Annotated in this window: 19 protein-coding genes; 2 read left to right on the top strand and 17 right to left on the bottom strand. The window is 58.2% G+C overall.

All coding sequences use genetic code 11. The features are described 5' to 3' along the window. The 15 genes from AC0V60_RS14915 to AC0V60_RS14845 form a co-directional block, all read right to left on the bottom strand. Window positions 1-273 (bottom strand): flagellar biosynthetic protein FliQ, encoded by a 273-nt coding sequence (locus AC0V60_RS14915; RefSeq protein WP_486179215.1) that lies wholly within the window; start codon window positions 271-273, stop codon window positions 1-3. Window positions 274-286: 13 nt separating this feature from the next. Further along, the gene (fliP, locus tag AC0V60_RS14910; RefSeq protein ID WP_486179214.1) at window positions 287-1081 is read right to left on the bottom strand and encodes a flagellar type III secretion system pore protein FliP; all 795 of its coding nucleotides are present in this window, start codon (window positions 1079-1081) and stop codon (window positions 287-289) included. Window positions 1082-1083: 2 nt separating this feature from the next. Continuing rightward, window positions 1084-1386: a flagellar biogenesis protein gene (locus AC0V60_RS14905; RefSeq protein WP_486179213.1), complete on the bottom strand. Its 303-nt coding sequence runs from the start codon at window positions 1384-1386 to the stop codon at window positions 1084-1086. Further along, a complete protein-coding gene (locus AC0V60_RS14900; RefSeq protein WP_486179212.1) occupies window positions 1383-1883 on the bottom strand; it encodes a flagellar motor switch protein FliN in 501 nt (166 codons plus the stop codon). The genes AC0V60_RS14905 and AC0V60_RS14900 overlap by 4 nt, the downstream gene beginning before the upstream one ends. Beyond that, window positions 1880-2815 (bottom strand): FliM/FliN family flagellar motor switch protein, encoded by a 936-nt coding sequence (locus AC0V60_RS14895; RefSeq protein WP_486179211.1) that lies wholly within the window; start codon window positions 2813-2815, stop codon window positions 1880-1882. Before AC0V60_RS14895 ends, AC0V60_RS14900 begins: the two co-directional genes overlap by 4 nt. Further along, window positions 2812-3390 (bottom strand): flagellar basal body-associated FliL family protein, encoded by a 579-nt coding sequence (locus AC0V60_RS14890; protein ID WP_486179210.1) that lies wholly within the window; start codon window positions 3388-3390, stop codon window positions 2812-2814. The genes AC0V60_RS14895 and AC0V60_RS14890 overlap by 4 nt, the downstream gene beginning before the upstream one ends. Window positions 3391-3425: 35 nt before the next feature. After that, entirely contained in the window at window positions 3426-4469 is a 1044-nt protein-coding gene (locus AC0V60_RS14885; protein WP_486179209.1) for a hypothetical protein, read from the bottom strand. A 191-nt stretch (window positions 4470-4660) separates the two neighbouring features. After that, on the bottom strand, window positions 4661-5284 hold the full coding sequence (locus tag AC0V60_RS14880) for a hypothetical protein (protein ID WP_486179208.1): 624 nt from the start codon (window positions 5282-5284) through the stop codon (window positions 4661-4663). 32 nt (window positions 5285-5316) lie between these two features. Continuing rightward, window positions 5317-5829 (bottom strand): hypothetical protein, encoded by a 513-nt coding sequence (locus AC0V60_RS14875; protein ID WP_486179207.1) that lies wholly within the window; start codon window positions 5827-5829, stop codon window positions 5317-5319. Next, window positions 5822-7177, bottom strand: coding sequence for a FliI/YscN family ATPase (locus AC0V60_RS14870; protein WP_486179514.1), 1356 nt, complete (start codon window positions 7175-7177; stop codon window positions 5822-5824). The genes AC0V60_RS14875 and AC0V60_RS14870 overlap by 8 nt, the downstream gene beginning before the upstream one ends. Before the next feature lie 18 nt (window positions 7178-7195). Further along, window positions 7196-7984, bottom strand: coding sequence for a FliH/SctL family protein (locus AC0V60_RS14865; protein WP_486179206.1), 789 nt, complete (start codon window positions 7982-7984; stop codon window positions 7196-7198). Beyond that, window positions 7968-9014 carry a flagellar motor switch protein FliG gene (locus AC0V60_RS14860; RefSeq protein ID WP_486179205.1) on the bottom strand — a complete coding sequence of 349 codons (1047 nt, stop codon included), beginning with the start codon at window positions 9012-9014 and terminating at the stop codon, window positions 7968-7970. Before AC0V60_RS14860 ends, AC0V60_RS14865 begins: the two co-directional genes overlap by 17 nt. Further along, window positions 9014-10753 carry a flagellar basal-body MS-ring/collar protein FliF gene (fliF, locus tag AC0V60_RS14855; RefSeq protein WP_486179513.1) on the bottom strand — a complete coding sequence of 580 codons (1740 nt, stop codon included), beginning with the start codon at window positions 10751-10753 and terminating at the stop codon, window positions 9014-9016. The genes AC0V60_RS14860 and fliF overlap by 1 nt, the downstream gene beginning before the upstream one ends. 14 nt (window positions 10754-10767) lie before the next feature. Continuing rightward, window positions 10768-11145 carry a flagellar hook-basal body complex protein FliE gene (fliE, locus tag AC0V60_RS14850; RefSeq protein WP_486179204.1) on the bottom strand — a complete coding sequence of 126 codons (378 nt, stop codon included), beginning with the start codon at window positions 11143-11145 and terminating at the stop codon, window positions 10768-10770. Beyond that, window positions 11142-12563, bottom strand: a complete 1422-nt coding sequence (locus tag AC0V60_RS14845; protein WP_486179203.1) for a sigma-54 interaction domain-containing protein — start codon at window positions 12561-12563, stop codon at window positions 11142-11144. The genes fliE and AC0V60_RS14845 overlap by 4 nt, the downstream gene beginning before the upstream one ends. A 174-nt stretch (window positions 12564-12737) precedes the next feature. Between AC0V60_RS14845 and AC0V60_RS14840 the strand changes: the two genes are divergently transcribed. Further along, window positions 12738-12872, top strand: coding sequence for a hypothetical protein (locus AC0V60_RS14840; RefSeq protein WP_486179202.1), 135 nt, complete (start codon window positions 12738-12740; stop codon window positions 12870-12872). Window positions 12873-13016: 144 nt separating this feature from the next. Beyond that, the gene (locus tag AC0V60_RS14835) at window positions 13017-13841 is read left to right on the top strand and encodes a flagellin N-terminal helical domain-containing protein (RefSeq protein WP_486179201.1); all 825 of its coding nucleotides are present in this window, start codon (window positions 13017-13019) and stop codon (window positions 13839-13841) included. 116 nt (window positions 13842-13957) lie between these two features. Here AC0V60_RS14835 and AC0V60_RS14830 read toward each other — a convergent pair whose 3' ends face one another. Together AC0V60_RS14830 and AC0V60_RS14825 are read right to left on the bottom strand one after the other, a co-directional pair. Then, complete coding sequence (locus tag AC0V60_RS14830; RefSeq protein ID WP_486179200.1) at window positions 13958-14788, bottom strand: class I SAM-dependent methyltransferase; 831 nt, start codon at window positions 14786-14788, stop codon at window positions 13958-13960. Next, window positions 14785-17286 carry an HAD family hydrolase gene (locus tag AC0V60_RS14825; RefSeq protein ID WP_486179199.1) on the bottom strand — a complete coding sequence of 834 codons (2502 nt, stop codon included), beginning with the start codon at window positions 17284-17286 and terminating at the stop codon, window positions 14785-14787. Before AC0V60_RS14825 ends, AC0V60_RS14830 begins: the two co-directional genes overlap by 4 nt. Window positions 17287-17289: the final 3 nt, after the last annotated feature.

Below are 17289 nucleotides of genomic sequence, written 5' to 3'. Positions count from 1 at the left end.
CTACCCTGCGATACCAGCAACCTGAGCAAATATCTCGCGCGTGAAATCCCCCAGAAGCGCCATCATCGTCCCGCCAAGCACGACAAACACCACAGCGGTGATCGCCAGTTTTGGCACGAAGGTGAGCGTCTGTTCGTTCACCGATGTCGCCGCCTGAACGATTCCGACGATCAATCCCACGGTGAGCGCTGAGAAGAGGACTGGACCCACAATGAGCGCTGTTACCCATAAGGTCTGGTCAGCCAGCGCCAGAAGCTGCGCATCTTCCTGCATGACCTAGCGTCCCCTATCCAAAACTCATCGCCAGGCTGCCCATCAAGAGCGACCAGCCATCGACCAGGACAAAGAGCAACAGCTTAAAGGGAAGCGAAATGATCGTTGGCGAGAGCATCATCATGCCAAGGCTCATCAAGACGCTTGCCACAACAAGGTCGATCACAAGGAACGGCAAAAAGAGCATAAAGCCGATCTGAAATGCGGTCTCCAGTTCGCTTGTCACAAAAGAGGGTAGCAGGATGGAGAAGGGGATCTCTTTGCCGTTCTCAAACTGCCCTGCGCCCGCAATATCCGCGAACATTATGAGGTTCGTCTCGCGGGTTTGCCGCAGCATGAATTCGTGGAACGCCTCGCCTGCCGCAGCAATGGCGGCATCAGCTTCCAATGCGCCGCTTGCATAAGGCTCAATCGCGGCCGTGTTCACCATATCAAGCGTTGGGGCCATGATGAAAAGCGATAGGAAAAGCGCAAGGCCCACCAGCACCTGTGTCGGCGGAGAGCCTTGTAAGCCCAAAGCTTGGCGCAGGATCGAGAGCACGATCAGAATGCGCAGAAAAGATGTCATCATCAGCACGATCGAAGGCAAAAGCGTGAGGAGGCTCATCAACAAGAGCAGCTGGATCGAGAAGCTAAGCGGCGTATCCTCGCCGGCACCTTCTGCGCTCAATGCTCGCTCGATGGCGCTGCCAATTCCGGCGGGATCCGGTTCAGCGACCGGAACCGCAGCATGCGCCGCCGCGCCGAGCGAAAACATGGTTAATGAAAGCAAACAAAAGAGCCAGCCGATGCGTTTGAATGCGCTCATGACTAAACCTCAGCTTTTCGAGAAATAGCGGCAGTTTGAGCGCGTTCAGATGCCTCCGCCTCGCCCAGCCGCACAATGCCCGCACGCGAACAGCCCAGCAAAATTTCGCGCCCGTGAAACTTCACGACTGCGAGCTTTAAACCGGGCGCCAAAAGGCTGGTCTCAACAAGTTCCAAAGAGCCTGGACCCGATTGCATTCCGACCAACCGCGTCTGCAAATATCGCGTGAGCTTAAGGCTACCCCAGATCATCAACCCCAAAAGAGGCAGCAAGAGCGCGAGCCGCAAGAAATAGTCAGCCATCATATCGCTTGATCCAGGTCTGCGCTGCCTGCTGCTTCTTTGACATTGGGACTATTGGCGTGCGGCGCTTCGGGAAGCGCATCCGCTTCTGCCTCTTTGGCAGGTTCTTTGGCTATTGCCTGACCGGGAGCTTCGGATGGTGGCTCAACCGGAGGTTGAGGGCGAGCAGATTGCTCCTGTGCCGTAGCAGCCCGTGCACCGGGCCTTTGTGCTCTGCTTGACGAAGGGCCCCCGCCGCCATCTGCACCGGCAAGACTTACAATTCTCAGAGCAAAGCGGCCGTCCTGCGCGATGACTTCCCCATGCGCAATGACCTCTCCGTTTGCAGTGATATCGAGCAATTCATCAGTGAGCTTGTCGAGCGAGACGACACTTCCCTCGGCAAGCGCCAAGACGTCTTTGAGCGCCATATTGGTGCGGCCAAGTTCAACCGAAAGCCGAACTGAGACCGCCCCAAATCGCTGAAGCGCGGGGCTTAATGTCTGGTCAAATGCGCTCATTGTGCCGCTCCCAAAGCGTGGCCGCGATGCTCAACGTGGGTCAGCCGCAAAGCCATGTGGTTCTCGGATGTCCCCGCCAACCCGCGCGCGAAGATATCATTCCCGATCCTCAGCGGCAGCTCGCGCGGAATTGTCAGGGCAATCTCATCGCCCGGCGCGAGAGCTTCGAGCTTGCCAAGCGGCATTTCAAACTCGGTCAAAACCGCTTGAAGGTTAAGAGGGACGCCAGCGTAAGGATCACCGCTGCGGCTGCCGGATGTATCTGACGCAGACGGACGGCCCGAATTGTTCTTGGGCAATAGCTCATCCAACCGCTCTACTGGCAATGCGATCAGCATTGGCCACTCGGCAAAAGCGCTTTGGGCAATGGTAATGTTCAGAACCGCTATCTGCGCATCCGCATTGAACGGTTTCAGGCGCATCACGCTTTCGGATCGCACAAGCACATCACCGCGCGGCGGCTCGCTCGAATGGCGCGCCAATGCGACAACTTGCGCGATGGAGCTGGCGAATTGTTCGACCAAAAGCCCCGCGGATCGCGGCAATTGTGTTGGCACATTGTCAGGCAATGCGCCCTCCCCACCAAACGATGCATCAGTGAGCGCAACGGCTGCGGGGCAGCTAAGGCTGAAAAGAACGGTCTGGTCCCCGGATCCGATACGGATGATAGTGTTGACGGCAACCGCGCCGATCTTTTCAAACACCTGTGTCCCCGTCATATTTTCCGGGCCGGAAATTGACACCTCAAGCTTATCGCCTTGAAGAATTTGCCCCAGCTCATGGGCCATTTCACTGGCAAGGTCGCGCTTCCATTCCGCGATTGTGCCCTCGCGCTCTTCCGGGCGCGGACCGCGCCATGTCAGCTCGGTGCAATGCCGCGCTACAGGACGTGCATCGGCAAAATCAGATGCAAAGGTGCCTGACATATTCATTGGACCAGCAACCCTTTGAAGTGCACATTTTCAACGCCGCCAAAACCTTCTTTTTTCTCAAGCACGTCATTGATGGCTTTGGTGAGCCTTTTCGCCAGCTCCGCCTTGCCTTCAATCGCATAAAGGTCAGCCTCCGGTGTTGCGGCAAGCTGGATCAGAATGGCCGAACGAATAGCAAGCTGGTGATTGTGAACCCATTGCAGCACCCTCCCGTCACGCTGGGTTGATGCGGCCAGCTCGACCTGAATAAGCCCAGATGAATCGGCAAGATTTGAGGTGAAGCTGTCTTCGAAGGTGTAATAGGCGGTGCGAAATTCGCTCCCGCCTTCGCCGTATACGACTGGGCTATCCTCCTTGTCCCCGCCGGGCGCGGGATAGGGATCAGAATCGCCCTTGCGCACCAGTTCGGGATGATTGGGACCGCCGTCACCAGTATCGCCGATAAATCCAGCCGCAAAAGCGCCATAAGCACCCCCAGCCCCGACGCCCAAGGCGGCGATGATGCCAATGATCATCTTCATGCCGCCGCGGCCTTTCGCGGCTTCCTCTCCTTCTTCTGCTTTTGCGTCAGACATCTCAGGTCAATTCCCTAATTCGGTCGTTTGATTGATCAGGCAAAACGCTCGCCTTCTCCTGATGACCCAGCGCCAGAACCAGGGCCATTGCCTCGGTTCAAACCTTCTTCGCCATCTCGATCACCGGTTTGCCCCGCGTATGGTTGAGACGTTCCTTGCCCTGACCCTGTGGAAGACCCGTAGGCACCGCCTGAATTCCAGCTTGGCCCATGGGAATTGGCGAATGTGCCGGATTGTGCATTTGCGTTCGACTGGCTTTGAGAACCCGCTTGCGAGCCGCTTGGATCACTGCCGCGCTGCGAATGTGCGGCGGCGGTTTCGGTGCTGGCCGCGATGCCTCGCTCTGCCAAAGCGGTTTGGATCGCGGGCACAAAACCCGGATCGCGCGCTGCAAGGGTTGCACGCAGCTCACTTCCAGACCCTTCTAGCCGCATGGAAATGGCCCCAAATTCATGATGCCTGACAGTCAGCTCCGGGCGGTTAGCCTGCGCGTTGCTTCGGTTTTCAGTTAGCTGCTCAATCGTGCTCTCAAGCTGGGGCGAGAGACGAAGCGCTGTGTTGCTGGCTGGGCTGGTGTCTGTGCTGGATGCAATGTTGCTGGTTTGCGCCGCTACAGGTGGGAGCCCGTCCTGAAGCTGAGCCTGAGGCTGGGCCTGAGGTTGGGCCTGAACCTGCGTTTGAGGCTGGGCCTGCGTTTGCAATTGGGACGAGCTTGCCGCCGCCTGAACCCCGAAATACTCGCTAGGGACGGCAGGGTTTTGAGAGATCAATGCCGCTTCTGATGAGCCGCTGACCGAAACCAAGGACAAAAGCTGTAACGAAGCGGAAATGGGTAGCGGCCCATTCATAGAGGCGGTGAGCCGTCTTTCCGAACCTTGCACAGACTGTCCAAGCAATGGCCCGAGAGGTGGTCTGGTGCGTGAATGCGCAAGATCGTTTCTGCCGCGCGCTTCGGTCGCAGTGGTGATGGCCGCCATGCTCGGTTCAGGCGGAGATTGCGGTGACGAAATCTCCTCGGCGACCGGTGCTGGCCGCGAATTGGGCGGATTTCCGGCAGCTGGCCTTGGCAAGTCTGTCACCTGCTTCAGGTCGTTACGGTCTTTGGGAGTGCGGCCCGTTATGGCCCCGCTTCCCTTTTGCTGAACCGAAAAATCTGCGCCTTCGGCCGATTGAAAAGGCGAAACCGCGGGATTCGCCGCCGGACTGGCAGATGCGGCCCTCTGATCGCTTTTCTCCGCATTTTTCCCCGGTGGGCCTACGACCTGAGTGGTCAATATTGGTGGGTGAGGAGGGGGGCGCTCGGTGCGGTGTGTTGGTCGCTTGATGATTGTGATGGCGCGATGGAAGGCGGCTGTATCCCGCGCTCAGACGCGCTCATCTCCGGCGCCGCCGCCGTATTTGACAAGGGCTGGGTGACGTCGACATTCAATTGCGGCTCCGGTCTATGCACTGCATCCACGGAAGCACGGAGCGGGAGCGGAACAGGAGAAAAAACTGAGCCCGAAATTGTCGCTGTTGTTCCAGCCGAATTTGAGACCGTATCAACGCGCACAAAGCTGTCTATAGGCGCGGTCTCGGGCTGATCGGCATTTGCCATCGGAGCCGGCAAATTGGTGCCGGGACTAGGCGGGGTTTTGCCGCTTTCGGGCGGCGCAATTTGCGGCGCAAGCAACATATCAGGCACGGGCAAAGTGGCCGCAAGTTCCTGCTTATCAGGCGCATCAGATAGCGCGGTGGTTTCGCCCTCACCCCCTTCACGCGGATCAGCACTCGTCTGAAGACCGCCTAATAAACCAGGGAAACTTACCCTCCCAATCAGCTCTTTGGGAGCAATAGCAGAGGCAGGTGCGAGAGGGGCGGTGTTTAGGCCGGGTAACGCGATCAAGGCTTTCATCCGTGCAGCAAAACGCCTTTGGAGAAAGGCGCTTAGGGTTGAGGGTCCCCGGCATTTTCTCCGCCTTCCAAAGAGACGGCATCACCGGCTTCCTCACCTTTGTGCAACTTGCGTGCCATGCCCGCCGACCCGGTCAGCTCCAGCGGCACATCACGGCGCGCCTTTAAGTCCTCTAGCGCGCGCTTTTCGCCGCGCAGACGGGTCTCATGCGCTTTGAGGCGCGCCTCGGCAGCGGCCAGCGAACGCATCTGCCAGGTGACTTGATCACGCGCATCGCCGTGGGATGCCTCTGCGCCCTCCACCATCGTTTGCAAGGAGCCAGCAAATGCAAAATCCGACTGCAGCGCTTCTGCATGCGGAACCAGCTGGGGCGAGCCCAATCTCTTTGCATATTCCTGCAAGAGCCCCGCTGCCCGCGCCCGCACCTCCCCGCTGCGCTTCTCTTCCGCTAGAGCGGCCGCGAGGGCAATGCGTGCCCCGCGCCGGGCGATCTGGGCCAGCATCAACTGCCGCCGCGCGATTTTCAGCCGCCGGTCCTCACCCATTGATTTCAGGCCCTACGCCCTCGGCTGCGTTTGCAAGGGCGAGAAGTTCATCCAAACTCTGGGTCAAGCCGATTGCGGCGAAGCGGTCCTGCGTAAGGAAGGTATCAATCGCAGCACTGTGCTGAAGCGCCATATCAAGCGAAGGGTCAGAGCCTGCGCGGTATGCGCCCATCATGACAAGATCGCGGTTTTCCTCGCGAGCAGCGATAAGCGCTCTTATCTTGCGCGCGGACTCGGCAATGTGCGGGCTGACGACGAAGTCCATAACCCGGCTGAGCGAGGCGGGAATATCAATTGCGGGGTAATGGCCCCGCTGCGCCAGATCGCGCGAAAGCAAAATATGCCCATCAAGGATCGCGCGTGCTGTATCGACAACCGGATCGTTCATGTCATCACCATCGGCCAAAACGGTGTAGACGCCGGTGATCGAGCCCCCTGATTTGGCGGAGTTGCCCGCACGCTCAACCAGCCGGGTAATTGCGGCCAGCGCGCTCGGCGGATATCCGCGCGCTGCTCCCGGCTCGCCCAACACCAAAGCCAATTCACGTGCGGCGTGTGCCACGCGGGTGAGGCTGTCGAGAACAAGAAGGACGCTTTTGCCTTGCGAGCGGAAATATTCGGCAATCGAGCTTGCATATTGGGCCGCCCGAAGACGCAAATTGGGAGCATGATCAGCAGGCACCGCAATGAGAACCATACGCCCGCGTCTGGCATCGGTCATATGGCGCGCCACGAAATCCGATACTTCGCGCGCGCGTTCGCCGATCATGGCAACAACAGTGATATCTGCCTCTGCTTTTGCTGAGATCGTGTCTATCAGGACCGATTTGCCGACGCCCGACCCGGCGACAACACCCACTCTTTGGCCGCGCCCCATCGTCGCCAAGGCGTTAATCGCGCGCACCCCGCAATCAAACGGGCGGGTCACCTGCGCCCGGTCGAGCGCGCCTTCGCGCCGCCCTCCCGACGGCCAACATTCGCTCAGCGCGAGGGCAGGCCCGCCATCAATTGGATCGCCGAGACCGTCGACAGCGCGGCCAAGCAATGCCTCTCCCACGCGCACCAAAGCTGGCTTGCCGACTGCCCGAACGCGGGATTGGGGCCGCAAAAGCTGGGTGTCGCCCAGAAGCATCATCAGCGAATGTCCGCCGCGAAATCCAATGACTTCGGCCAAGGCCTCTGCGCCCGGTTCATCGCCGTCATCGCTGGCAATTGCGCCAAGCGAACCGATCGGCAGAGCGAGGCCAGAAACCTCGATCAGCCCGCCGTCGCAAGCGGCGACTTTGCCGGACACAACGGGGCCCTTTTCAACCTTTGCCGCCCGGTGACGGGCAAGTTCGATCTGCATCTCAGCGAGCACCGCGCATCACCCCCGGATCGCAGCGGCAATAGCGCGGCGCCAATCGGAAGGGGTATCGCTCACCGAGCCATCCTTGGTCTCAAGCCGTAATCCGCCCCGTTCAACCGCTTGATCAGCGACAATTGTCCAGCCCCCAAGGCTCGCTTCGTCAATCGCGGTGAGATCATCGGGATGCAGGTGCAAGGTTGCCACCACCGCCCCATGACCCAGGCGCTCTGCAACCTCCCGGCAACGCTCACGAAGTGCGTCAGCAGAAGGCACAAAATCAGCAATCGCGCGCGAGCACAGTGTGATAATGGTCTCTTCCAAATCGCTAGCAAGCGCGTCCATTGCGGCTTGATCCAGAGCGCGTAACGTCTGGCGAAGCCGGATCTTATGGTCCTCGCGCGCTTGGAATTCGGACTGCGCCGCGAGCCGCCCTGCGGCTTCTCCCTTGGCAAAGGCCTCGGCTAAGGGGTCCGGCGGTGGTGGCTCGTGCTGGGAAACGGATTGCGGTTCCGCCGCCCCCAGCTCGGTTTCTTGATCTGCCAAGCCCTTGAGAAGAACATCCTGCAAAACCTGACCAGAGGAAGCCTCAGGCAGCGCGTCTGGCACGGCTTTGTCAGCTTGTAGCGGGTCCGAGGCCGGGGCCGGGTCCGGGGCCAAGGTCTGGCCAAATGGCATCCCTTCGACAAAACGGCTGGCGGGCTCACCTGCCGAGCCAAAATCGGGAAGCCAGCTCAATGCTTTGGGCTCGGGCGTCTCCTCTTCCGGCTGCTCAAGCAGAGCATTCAACCAATCAGATGAATTCGCCATCGCCGCCTCCAAGGTCAATCTCACCTTGATCCGCAAGCTGGCGTGCTAGCGTTACGACCTTGCGCTGTGCGTTTTCGGCGTCTTTTTTGCTCAGGCGCTGACGCATCTCGATCTCATCTTTGATACCATCAGCAGCGCGCGAGGACATACAGCAGAAGAACACATTGCGCTGTTCTTCCCTAATGCCTTTGAGCGCATCAATAAGCGCATCATTGTCCACATCGCGAAGGATACGGCCCATTGTCTTGGGATCGAGTTCCAGCAGCATATCGAAGGTGAAGAGCTCTTCCTCGATCTGCTCAGCCAGGGGTGCATTGCGCTGAGCGATGGCGGGCAAAACGGTTCCCTTAAGATCGCCTGCGCTTGCATTGATAAGAGCCGCTGCTTCTTTCGCACCGCCAATTGTTAGAGCAGCAGGACCAAAGCTTGCCCCGATCCTTTGCGAGAGCAGCTTATCAATCATATCAATTGCGGCTTGAGAAATTGGGCCCATCGTGGCGGCTTTCTCTACCACGACCGATTGGATAGGGGCGGGCAGGTCGGAGAGTACTTCGGCAGCGGGCTCTGGCTCAAGCATCAACAAAAGCGCCGCGATCACCTGAGGGTGTTCATCATCGACCAGTTTCAATAGAACGGACGGTGCAAGCCATCGCGCCATTTCAAGGCTTCGGGGTCTTGGCGTTGGATCAAGCTTGAGCATCATGCTTTCAGCCTTTGTCGGGCCAAGCGAGCGCTCCATCATCTCGCGCACCTGAGCATTGCGATCGCGCGCGGGTATACGGTCACTTTTGCTTTCGGTAACAAAATCAGCGAGCGCCTCATTCATCATCTCTCGCTTGATTTCGCCCATTTCGAGCATGGTCGCCCCAATCAGCTCAAGCTCGCCTGGTTCCATGCGCGACATGAGGACGGAGGCCTCATCATCGCCCAGCAGCATAAGGAATATGGCAACCCTTTGAACGCGGGTGAGTAAGGCGCGCGCAGGGGCTTTGCGAACTGCTTCTGCTGAGGTGGCAACATCATGTTCCATCACGCCTGTGCTCCCTCATCTTCATCTTCTGAAAGCTCTTCAGGCTCGTCGATCATGCGTTTGAGCACTTCAACCGCGCGGTCCGGCTCAGCGGAAGCGAGCTTTCGAGCAACCTGAATACGGTTGTTGAATATCATTTCAGGGGGAAGCGGCGTGCTGCCGCTTGCCGCAGTGATCCCGCTTGCAATCGCGCCATGCGCATCGGCGTTATCAGCCTGGTAGCCTTCCAGCTGGTCCTCATCCGCGCCGTCCACCTCTGCGCCGTCCAGCCCAGCGCCTTGCTTGATATGATTGCCTTTCGCATTCGCGTCGCCTGAACCTTTGACGGCTTTGATCAGGGGACGAACCGCAAGTAGCAGGACCATCAGGACGGCGAGCAGTGCGGCCACAATGCGCAGGACCTGCGCAAACCACGACTGCTCGTAAAAAGCCATTTGGGCCATTTCGGTATCATCAAAGGCCCCGACTACGACCTGCACCTGATCACCGCGCTCCTTGTCTGCACCAACAGCTGCACTCACCAGAGTTTGCAATTGCTGCGCTGTCATGGGCGCGGCGGCCTCAAGCGCAGCTTCGCTTACCGCAATGCCAACCGAAAGCTTGGTGAGGCCTCCGGGCTGCGCGGATTTGACTTCAACCTCGCGGCCAAGTTCGTAATTGCGCTGCACCGCGCTCTCGGTATCGCGCGGTGTTTGCGCAGCCTCTCTTGCGGCAACATCCGGATCAGGCGGGCCTTCGACCAGCTCTGGATTATCGGGAGGAGTGTTGGTTGCAGCGCCCGGAATGCCTCCCGCTCCAGCTTGCGCGGTCCGGCTGGAATTGCGTTCGCTTTCTGAACGAACCGCCCCATCCTGATCATAACTCTCGCGCGCTGAGGTAATCTCCTCGCGCACCAGTTCGGCCTGCACCTGGCTAGAGAAATTCCCTTCACCTAGGAGCGGGGTTAAAAGGCTCGCGACCTGTTCTTGCAGCTTGGCTTCAAACTCGCGCTGCAACATGAGCGGTTCAAGTGTGTCCTTGCGCGGCGATGAAATGAGGCGGCCATTTTGATCGACCACGCGCACAAGATCGGGCGTCATACCGGGCACAGAGCCCGAAACCAGATTGACGATCGCCTCAACCTGGGACTGGCTGAGAGAACGCCCGCTCGACAGTCGAAGCATCACGCTGGCGGTGGGCGGATTGTTTTCACGCACAAAGACAGAGCGCTCCGGCGTTGCCAAATGAACGCGCACGCTCTCGACCCCGTCAATCTCGCGGATCGTAAGCATAAGCTCGCGCTCGCGGGCTAGCCTAAGGCGCTCCCCTTCCATCGTTCGGCTTGATCCGAGCGGGATCGCATCGAGCATTTCACTTGCCCCGGCCGGAGCGGCAATGCCGCCTTGTCCTCCGATCAACATTTTGGCGGGGTGATAGTCGCTTTGTGAAACGGTCAGAATCCCCGTGCGCGGATCAATCGTGTAGGCGATCCCGCTCGTTTCGAGCATTTGCACAACTTGCGCGCGTTCGGCATCGTTAAGGTCGGAATACAAAATGCGCTGCGGCGGCGTGGACATCGCCATGTAAATGGCCGCAACCGCAGCAACCGCACCAAAACCGATGAGCCCCGGCACAGCGCGTTTGAATGCAGGCTGGCTGGCAAAAGCGCTCAATTGCGCCTGCCAACCGGCTGCGCCCTTCGCACCCAAAGCGCTGCTGCCAATAGGTATCGCGCCTTGCGCAGGGACAGGAACACTCATCTCAGCCACTCAGCTCAGCTCCCCATCCGCAAGATGTCTTGATAGGCAGAGAGAAGTTTGTTGCGCACTTGAATGGTGGCCTCAAATGCGACGCCTGCCTCTTGGCGTGCGAGCATGACCTTGGCGACATCCGTCACCTCGCCGCGCTCATAGGCCGCCTGCATATCGCCCGAGCGTTTTTGGACAGCGCTGACGTCCTGCATGGCGTTATGCAGCGTATCGGCAAAGCCTGCGACTTGGCCGCTTGCCCCTGTCGCAGGTGTAGCCGGTGTCGGGGCGGAGCCGCCCGCAACACCCACACGCACTTCTTGCAGCGCCTTACTGCGGGCAAGGATTTCCTGCCTTAATGCCATTACCTCGTGCATACCGCCCATGGAACCGCCGACCTTCATACCTCAGCTCCCGTCTTGAAAAGCCCGTTTTCACGCATCGACGCTAAGCGATAACGAAGCGTCCGTTCTGAAACTCCAAGGCTCGCCGCTGTTTTTCCGCGGTGCCCATTGTGCGATTCCAGCGCGCGAATGATCGCCTGCGCCTCAGATTGAAAGGCCACATCAGACAGCGATGAAGGCTCTCCTTGAGCGGCGGTCGGCGAGCAATGCGTTTGATGAAGAGCCGCTGCCTCGCAGCCCGGAGCACTCGCAATCAGCGGCCGCGCGGCTTGGTCAAAGACCACATGCTCGGCGTCAATAAGCGGCGCATCGCCTGCGAGCAGAATGGCGCGGCGGATCACATTCTCCAGTTCCCGCACATTGCCCGGCCAATCGTGACCCTCAAGCGCTGCGATGGCGCGGCGCGATAGCCAGCTTGGCAAAGCCCTTTGCGCTCCGTGGCGTAGCACCATTCCAAATGCGAGCGGCGCAATATCGGCAGGCCGTTCTTGCAACGATGGCAGGATCAGGGGAAAGACATTGAGCCGGTAGTACAGGTCCTCGCGAAAACGACCCTGGGTCACTTCGCTCGATAAAGTGCGATTGGTCGCTGCAACAATGCGCACATCAACCTTGACCGGTTTGGTCGCCCCCAAAGGCAGAACTTCGCCTTCCTGTAGGGTCCGCAGGAGCTTTGCCTGAAGCGGCAGCGGCAACTCGCCGATTTCATCGAGCAGCAACGTCCCGCTATCGGCTGCGCGAAACAGCCCCTCGCGTGTTTCAGCAGCGCCCGTAAACGCGCCCTTGCGGTGCCCGAACAAAAGGCCTTCCAGCATCGCTTCAGGCATCGCCGCACAGTTGACGGCAACAAACGGACCGCTCGCCCGCGGGCTCATTCGGTGAATAAAACGGGCAAACACTTCCTTGCCGGTGCCAGTTGGCCCTTCGAGCAGAACCGGAATATCGCTAACCGCGATGCGTTCGCTTAAAGTGAGAAGCGCCAAGCTCTGGGGGTCGCGCGCAATCGGCCATCCGCCATGCGATGCGCTGGCGATAAGGGCAGGGCGCGCTGTATCCAGATCTTGTTCGCGGTAATGCAGACCGATTTTTCCTTCGCTGATCCGGTTTAGCGAGGCCGCAGAACTTGCGTCATCCGCAAGCTTGCAAAGATCAACCGTCATTCTGCCGCCGCGAACGCGCGCGTCGTTGCCGGAATTCGGCGGGCTCACAAATTGCCCCCTGTCGCCAAGCACAAGGCGGTCCTGCAGCCAGCTTTGCGCAAGCAAGGGCACAGTCGGCTCTATTAGCCCGGCATGATTATGAAGACCTGCAAAGCGCTTATCCATAGCGCCCGTCTCTGCTGCACACAGGCTCTCAACCTGCCTTTCGCCCTTGAGGGCCGTACTGGCCGCAAAGTGGCTATTTTTTTGAGCCTGCATCGGTCCACCATTTAATTGCAGACCGGAGAATTCTTGCGGTCCTTTGGGTTGCTGGTGGAAAGGATTTGCCGCTTGCACGGACAAGATAGAGCAAACTTAAGTGCCCGTAGGGTCCCTTAGGAATTCCCGCAGTTTTGCATCTAAGTCTCTAAAAACGCGGTGATACGCGGCGGTATGGGAAAACCAGTTCTGAGGCGAAATTTACGCCTCGGAGCGGCAAACGGCGGCAAAATCGCTCAGGGGTCGGCTTTTGCAGGGCTCTATACCTTTGCGAAGGGCGCGCGGTTTGAGGATGATGCAAAGCATTGAGAGAGCAATTATTGGGGGTTTCCCCGTTCGGCAAAAATTAGTGCCTTAAACAATTGCGCCTGTGTCCGGTCTAGTTTGGGACAGGTGCGGCAACAGGCTGCTCTGTTCCAACCACTTGCACTTGGAAAAACGGGAGTTAGACCCATGTCCGTAATCAATACCAATATCTCGGCTCTGCGCGCTCAAAACGCCAGCATGAAAGCCAATGAAATGCTCGGCACCGCTATGGAGCGTCTATCAACCGGTAGCCGCATCAACAGCGCCGCTGATGACGCCGCCGGCCTTTCAATCGCGACCGGCATGACCAGCGATATCCGCGCCCTCAATCAGGGTGTGCGAAACGCATCCGATGGTATCGCGCTTGCTCAAACAGCAGAAGGTGCGCTTGAAGAAGTTTCCAATATGCTCCAGCGGGTGCGCGAACTTGCGGTGCAATCGCAAAACGGCACGCTCGACAACACTGACCGCGGCTTCCTCGATACAGAAGTCACAGAGCTTGCCGCGCAGATCGACGATATCCTGAGCAACACTGAGTTTAACGGCGTTTCTGTGTTCGGAACCGGCACAGGCAGCGCCAATGACGTGTCGGTGAATATTCAGATCGACGCCGGCCGTGCAATCACTTTGACCAGCCCCGCAATTGACAATGCCAACCTTGATGCAGCTGGTCTCGATGTGAGCACTGACACCAACGCCGCAACTGCGATCAACAATGTTGATGCAGGCCTTCAGGCCGTAAACACGACGCGGTCATCGCTTGGCGCAGGACAGAACCGGCTTGAAGCTGCGATCAACAATTTGACCGCGACATCAACGAATTTGACCGATGCGCGTTCGCGGATCCAAGACACCGACTTTAGCCAAGAAACGACAGCTTTGGCCAAGGCCCAGATTCTCGGACAGGCTTCGACAGCAATGCTCGCTCAGGCAAACCAGTCACAGCAAAACGTCCTATCGCTCCTGCGATAAGATAAGCCGAATACACAAGCTTCCCGCCGGGGTGGCAAGGAAACCCGGGGCCCTACAAGGCTCCGGGTTTTACCTTTTTTGGAGAATTGCAGCGGGAGCGGCAGTCAGCTTACACATCAACCAACAGCGCGATCCTGACAATCGACCACTTCGAGCCAATTGCGCAGACGGTTTTCTTCAAGCCGCGCGATCAGGGGGTTGGCGTGAAAGGGCAGCAAGAACTCCGCCAGGGCGCCGGCCCATTCAGCATTAGCGTCAAAAATAACACCAAGACCAAGCACCGCTGGCACATGGACATAAAAAAGCGGGCGCTCTTTGGTATCTGCTTCTTTCAGGAAATCCTCGACCGCAGTGAGCACACCATTGCGCTCCCCGCCAGATTGAAGCGCAACAGCAAAAGCGCCCATCCCGCGAAGCCCCCTTCCAGCGAGCACGCCGTCCTCGCCCAGCCGAACGCCGTGGTCGTAGCTATGGGGATGACGCCAACCAGGCGGAACGCGGTCAGGGGCGTAATAAAAATCGCGACGCGCGCACGGCCAGGACACATCATGCATAAAGGCTAGCAGGGGTTTTTTGCTCGCCTTTTGAATGGCATCTATCGCTGTCAGCTCGTGATAGACGGTGTAATAATTATGGTCCCCATCGACAAACCATGCGCCGATCGCATCATCGTCTGACGGCTCCCAAACGTCCAGCGCTTCTAAGGAAGGTTTGGCAATATGTTTCACATTGTCTTGCCGCTCAGCCCAATCGGTAAACTCTTCAGCGGGCTCGGGATCAATGCAGGTCAAAGTACCGCCAGCATCACGCGAATGCTGCGCCAGCATTTTCGACATGCCGCCAAACTCACTGCCTATCTCTGCGATGTTTTTGGCGCCGGCATGACCCAGTGAGGGCAATATCAGGCTCGAGAATTCGGCCATGGAATGGATCAAAAGCTCGCTCACGCCGCATGCTCCCGCTGGTTCGGGGATGCCGGTATCGTTGCTATATTTTCGGCACCGCAGGGCAGCGGGGTATTTGCAAGTATTGCCTGTTTGCGGCGGATAAGCGGGCGCATGACGATCTCGATCATTTGGGGGTCTTGTGCATCGTATCCTTGCGGAGCCTTGACCAGCACAAATGCCGCCGTCCCGGTGCATTCATGGATACCCGCCGCATGCGTTTTGAGCCCATCAAACTGCGCGCCGATCTCCTGCATGCGTTCATCATTGTGCGTTTCGCCCTTAAGACTTCCCACACTGATCGAGGAAATGCTCGCGAGTTCAAACCACTCGAAAACCGATCCTACTGTCAGCGCTACGTTGAGAGTTTCAGAGGAAACCGGGAGCCGAACGCAGTAATACCCTTGATGCGTGGGGTGGGCATGGACCACGCTGTGCACCGCTTCTTTTGCACCCATGAAGAAGGCGGGAATGGCAATCGGATATTGGCTGGTATCGTTTTGGGTAAGGCTGAGACCAAATCGCTTCTGTGTCAGGAGCGAGAGCTTTGTATGAATGTCCTCGCCCTCGACTTCCGCTGGCAGGAACATCCGGGATGAGCCTTGCATATAGAACAGCCCGCGGCGCTGCATGCCTTCTTTGGCGCGGGCTTGATCGAACAACGGAACCTTGCGTTCAGAACCCATGTTCACATCATGCTCAAAATCTTTGAGCACTTCGATCTCGCGGGCGGCGGGCAGGAACATAAAACGCATGAGCGCAGCCAATGCACCTTCGCGAAGGGAGCGGCTGTGATGCGTATTGCGGCGTCTTATCGCGCAGCCCGAATTCGCAGCCTTTACATAGCGCAGAACGCCGCCTTGCACTTTGTCACGCACATCGCTTTGTGCACCTTTCAGGCTCGCCGTCTCGCGAATGGGTTCGCCTTCATCGGTGAAATCTGTGACCGAGCCAAGCGTACATGTTGCAAGTTGTTCGATGACAGCGACATTGCCGCACAGCGCATCAACAAGCTCAAGGTCATAATGCCGCTCATCAATCAGCCCCTTTTTATCAAGGAGCGTGGCGGCAAGTTCGCGTAAGATCAGATAACGGCCCGCGACATGGCAATCAAAGGCCTCTGACAAAAGCGCATCAATATGGGTCTGCGCTGAACCATTATAGCCGAGATCAATCAGCATCAGCGTATCGCCGGGGGCGGGATTTACGCGCGAGCGGACATGCGCGACCAGGCGATCGGCACGTTCTCGCGAACGCTTGCGAACAATCTTCTGCCGCCGCCCCTTCTTAAGCTCATCGGCCAGCTTGTAACTGCCTTCGAGCATTTGCTCGTTGGTTTTGTCCTCGCCAATCAGATCCGTGATTTCGTCCTCATTGAAGAGCATCTGCCGCGCAAGCGTCGAAGGTTTTCGGCCAAGCTCTCTAGCAAAATACTGGGTATAGGCCTCTTTCGATGTAAGCGATGCGGCGATCGAGACGAAGCGGCTGATCTCAACCTTAGCAACGCTCTGCTCTGCCCCCGCTGTATCGTGAACGATGTAAGGCAAATGCCCATCTCGCAGCATGAACAGCCAATGGACCTGTCCCCCTCGCTCTTGCTTGAGCGCCTGCGCTTCTGCGCGGAGCCATTGATCAAACGCATGAAAAACCGGGCCGAGAACCGTCAGACCCAGCGCTGCTGCGCGGCCAGTGACTTTGGGTTCTTCTAAAGCAAGAGTAGCGCGGTGGGGCATAAGCGCACGCACATCACCCTTTGCATCCCCTGCCATTTGCTGACAGCTGCGCTCAAAACGAAGACGCTGTTTCGCGGCATCGCTAAACTGGACAAGATGCAAAGCGGGCACACCAAGAGCGCGGGATGCCTCAAGGTCTGCGGTCTGACTGTCACCAATGTGCAAGACATCTTGCGGGCCCACTTTGAGCGATGTTAGAACACTTTGCATCAGGCCTTGAGATTTCGAGAGCCCCGCTTGTGATGAGACGAATATCTTGTCGATCAGCGCAGCAACCTCATCGCCAGAAGAAAGTTCGATAAGCATGCGCAATTGGCGAGCGCTCAGATAGGTGTCAGACACAATCACAAGTTTAAGCCCGCTCGCTTTGGCTTTGCGCATGAGTTCCACTGTTGGCGCGAAAGCGAAGCAACATCCCGCCTCTGCTTCTATTTCCTGCTTAACCGCCTCAGCGCGGGTCTTTTCGTCGGCATTTGGCAAAGCTTGCTGATAAATCGCGTCAATCGCGACTTCCGTGCGGGTGCGTAGAGCCATCTCAGTCTGCCTTGCCGCTTGTTCGCTGGCGATACGCTGACCGATGGAGAGGCGGGGCAATGCCGGGAAGAGATCGGTGGGCGCATGGCAATCGCGCCAGAGAAGCGTGTCAAAGCAGTCAAGAGAAAGGACTTTAATCCCGTCACCCACCCTATCGAGAGCAACCGGCATTTCGTGCGGCAGGATGGTTGCGTCCGGAGTCGCGATTTCGCGCGTCGCCTGTGTGTTTTGCATCTC

It is taken from the genome of Erythrobacter sp. S259, from assembly GCF_057364965.1.
Note: the sequence above shows the minus strand (reverse complement) of the source record. Positions and strands in the feature narration are given on the sequence as shown.

What these genes read in the sequence shown, in the direction of transcription:
- AC0V60_RS14845 (WP_486179203.1), bottom strand. Translation starts at nt 12,563, where the DNA reads ATGCAGGCTCAAAAAAATAGCCACTTTGCGGCCAGTACGGCCCTCAAG.
- AC0V60_RS14900 (WP_486179212.1), bottom strand. Translation starts at nt 1,883, where the DNA reads ATGAGCGCATTTGACCAGACATTAAGCCCCGCGCTTCAGCGATTTGGG.
- fliF (WP_486179513.1), bottom strand. Translation starts at nt 10,753, where the DNA reads ATGAGTGTTCCTGTCCCTGCGCAAGGCGCGATACCTATTGGCAGCAGC.
- AC0V60_RS14840 (WP_486179202.1), top strand. Translation starts at nt 12,738, where the DNA reads ATGGGAAAACCAGTTCTGAGGCGAAATTTACGCCTCGGAGCGGCAAAC.
- AC0V60_RS14865 (WP_486179206.1), bottom strand. Translation starts at nt 7,984, where the DNA reads ATGGCGAATTCATCTGATTGGTTGAATGCTCTGCTTGAGCAGCCGGAA.
- AC0V60_RS14890 (WP_486179210.1), bottom strand. Translation starts at nt 3,390, where the DNA reads ATGTCTGACGCAAAAGCAGAAGAAGGAGAGGAAGCCGCGAAAGGCCGC.
- AC0V60_RS14875 (WP_486179207.1), bottom strand. Translation starts at nt 5,829, where the DNA reads ATGGGTGAGGACCGGCGGCTGAAAATCGCGCGGCGGCAGTTGATGCTG.
- AC0V60_RS14825 (WP_486179199.1), bottom strand. Translation starts at nt 17,286, where the DNA reads ATGCAAAACACACAGGCGACGCGCGAAATCGCGACTCCGGACGCAACC.
- fliP (WP_486179214.1), bottom strand. Translation starts at nt 1,081, where the DNA reads ATGAGCGCATTCAAACGCATCGGCTGGCTCTTTTGTTTGCTTTCATTA.
- AC0V60_RS14880 (WP_486179208.1), bottom strand. Translation starts at nt 5,284, where the DNA reads ATGAAAGCCTTGATCGCGTTACCCGGCCTAAACACCGCCCCTCTCGCA.
- AC0V60_RS14905 (WP_486179213.1), bottom strand. Translation starts at nt 1,386, where the DNA reads ATGATGGCTGACTATTTCTTGCGGCTCGCGCTCTTGCTGCCTCTTTTG.
- AC0V60_RS14860 (WP_486179205.1), bottom strand. Translation starts at nt 9,014, where the DNA reads ATGGAACATGATGTTGCCACCTCAGCAGAAGCAGTTCGCAAAGCCCCT.
- AC0V60_RS14895 (WP_486179211.1), bottom strand. Translation starts at nt 2,815, where the DNA reads ATGAATATGTCAGGCACCTTTGCATCTGATTTTGCCGATGCACGTCCT.
- fliE (WP_486179204.1), bottom strand. Translation starts at nt 11,145, where the DNA reads ATGAAGGTCGGCGGTTCCATGGGCGGTATGCACGAGGTAATGGCATTA.
- AC0V60_RS14870 (WP_486179514.1), bottom strand. Translation starts at nt 7,177, where the DNA reads ATGCAGATCGAACTTGCCCGTCACCGGGCGGCAAAGGTTGAAAAGGGC.
- AC0V60_RS14835 (WP_486179201.1), top strand. Translation starts at nt 13,017, where the DNA reads ATGTCCGTAATCAATACCAATATCTCGGCTCTGCGCGCTCAAAACGCC.
- AC0V60_RS14915 (WP_486179215.1), bottom strand. Translation starts at nt 273, where the DNA reads ATGCAGGAAGATGCGCAGCTTCTGGCGCTGGCTGACCAGACCTTATGG.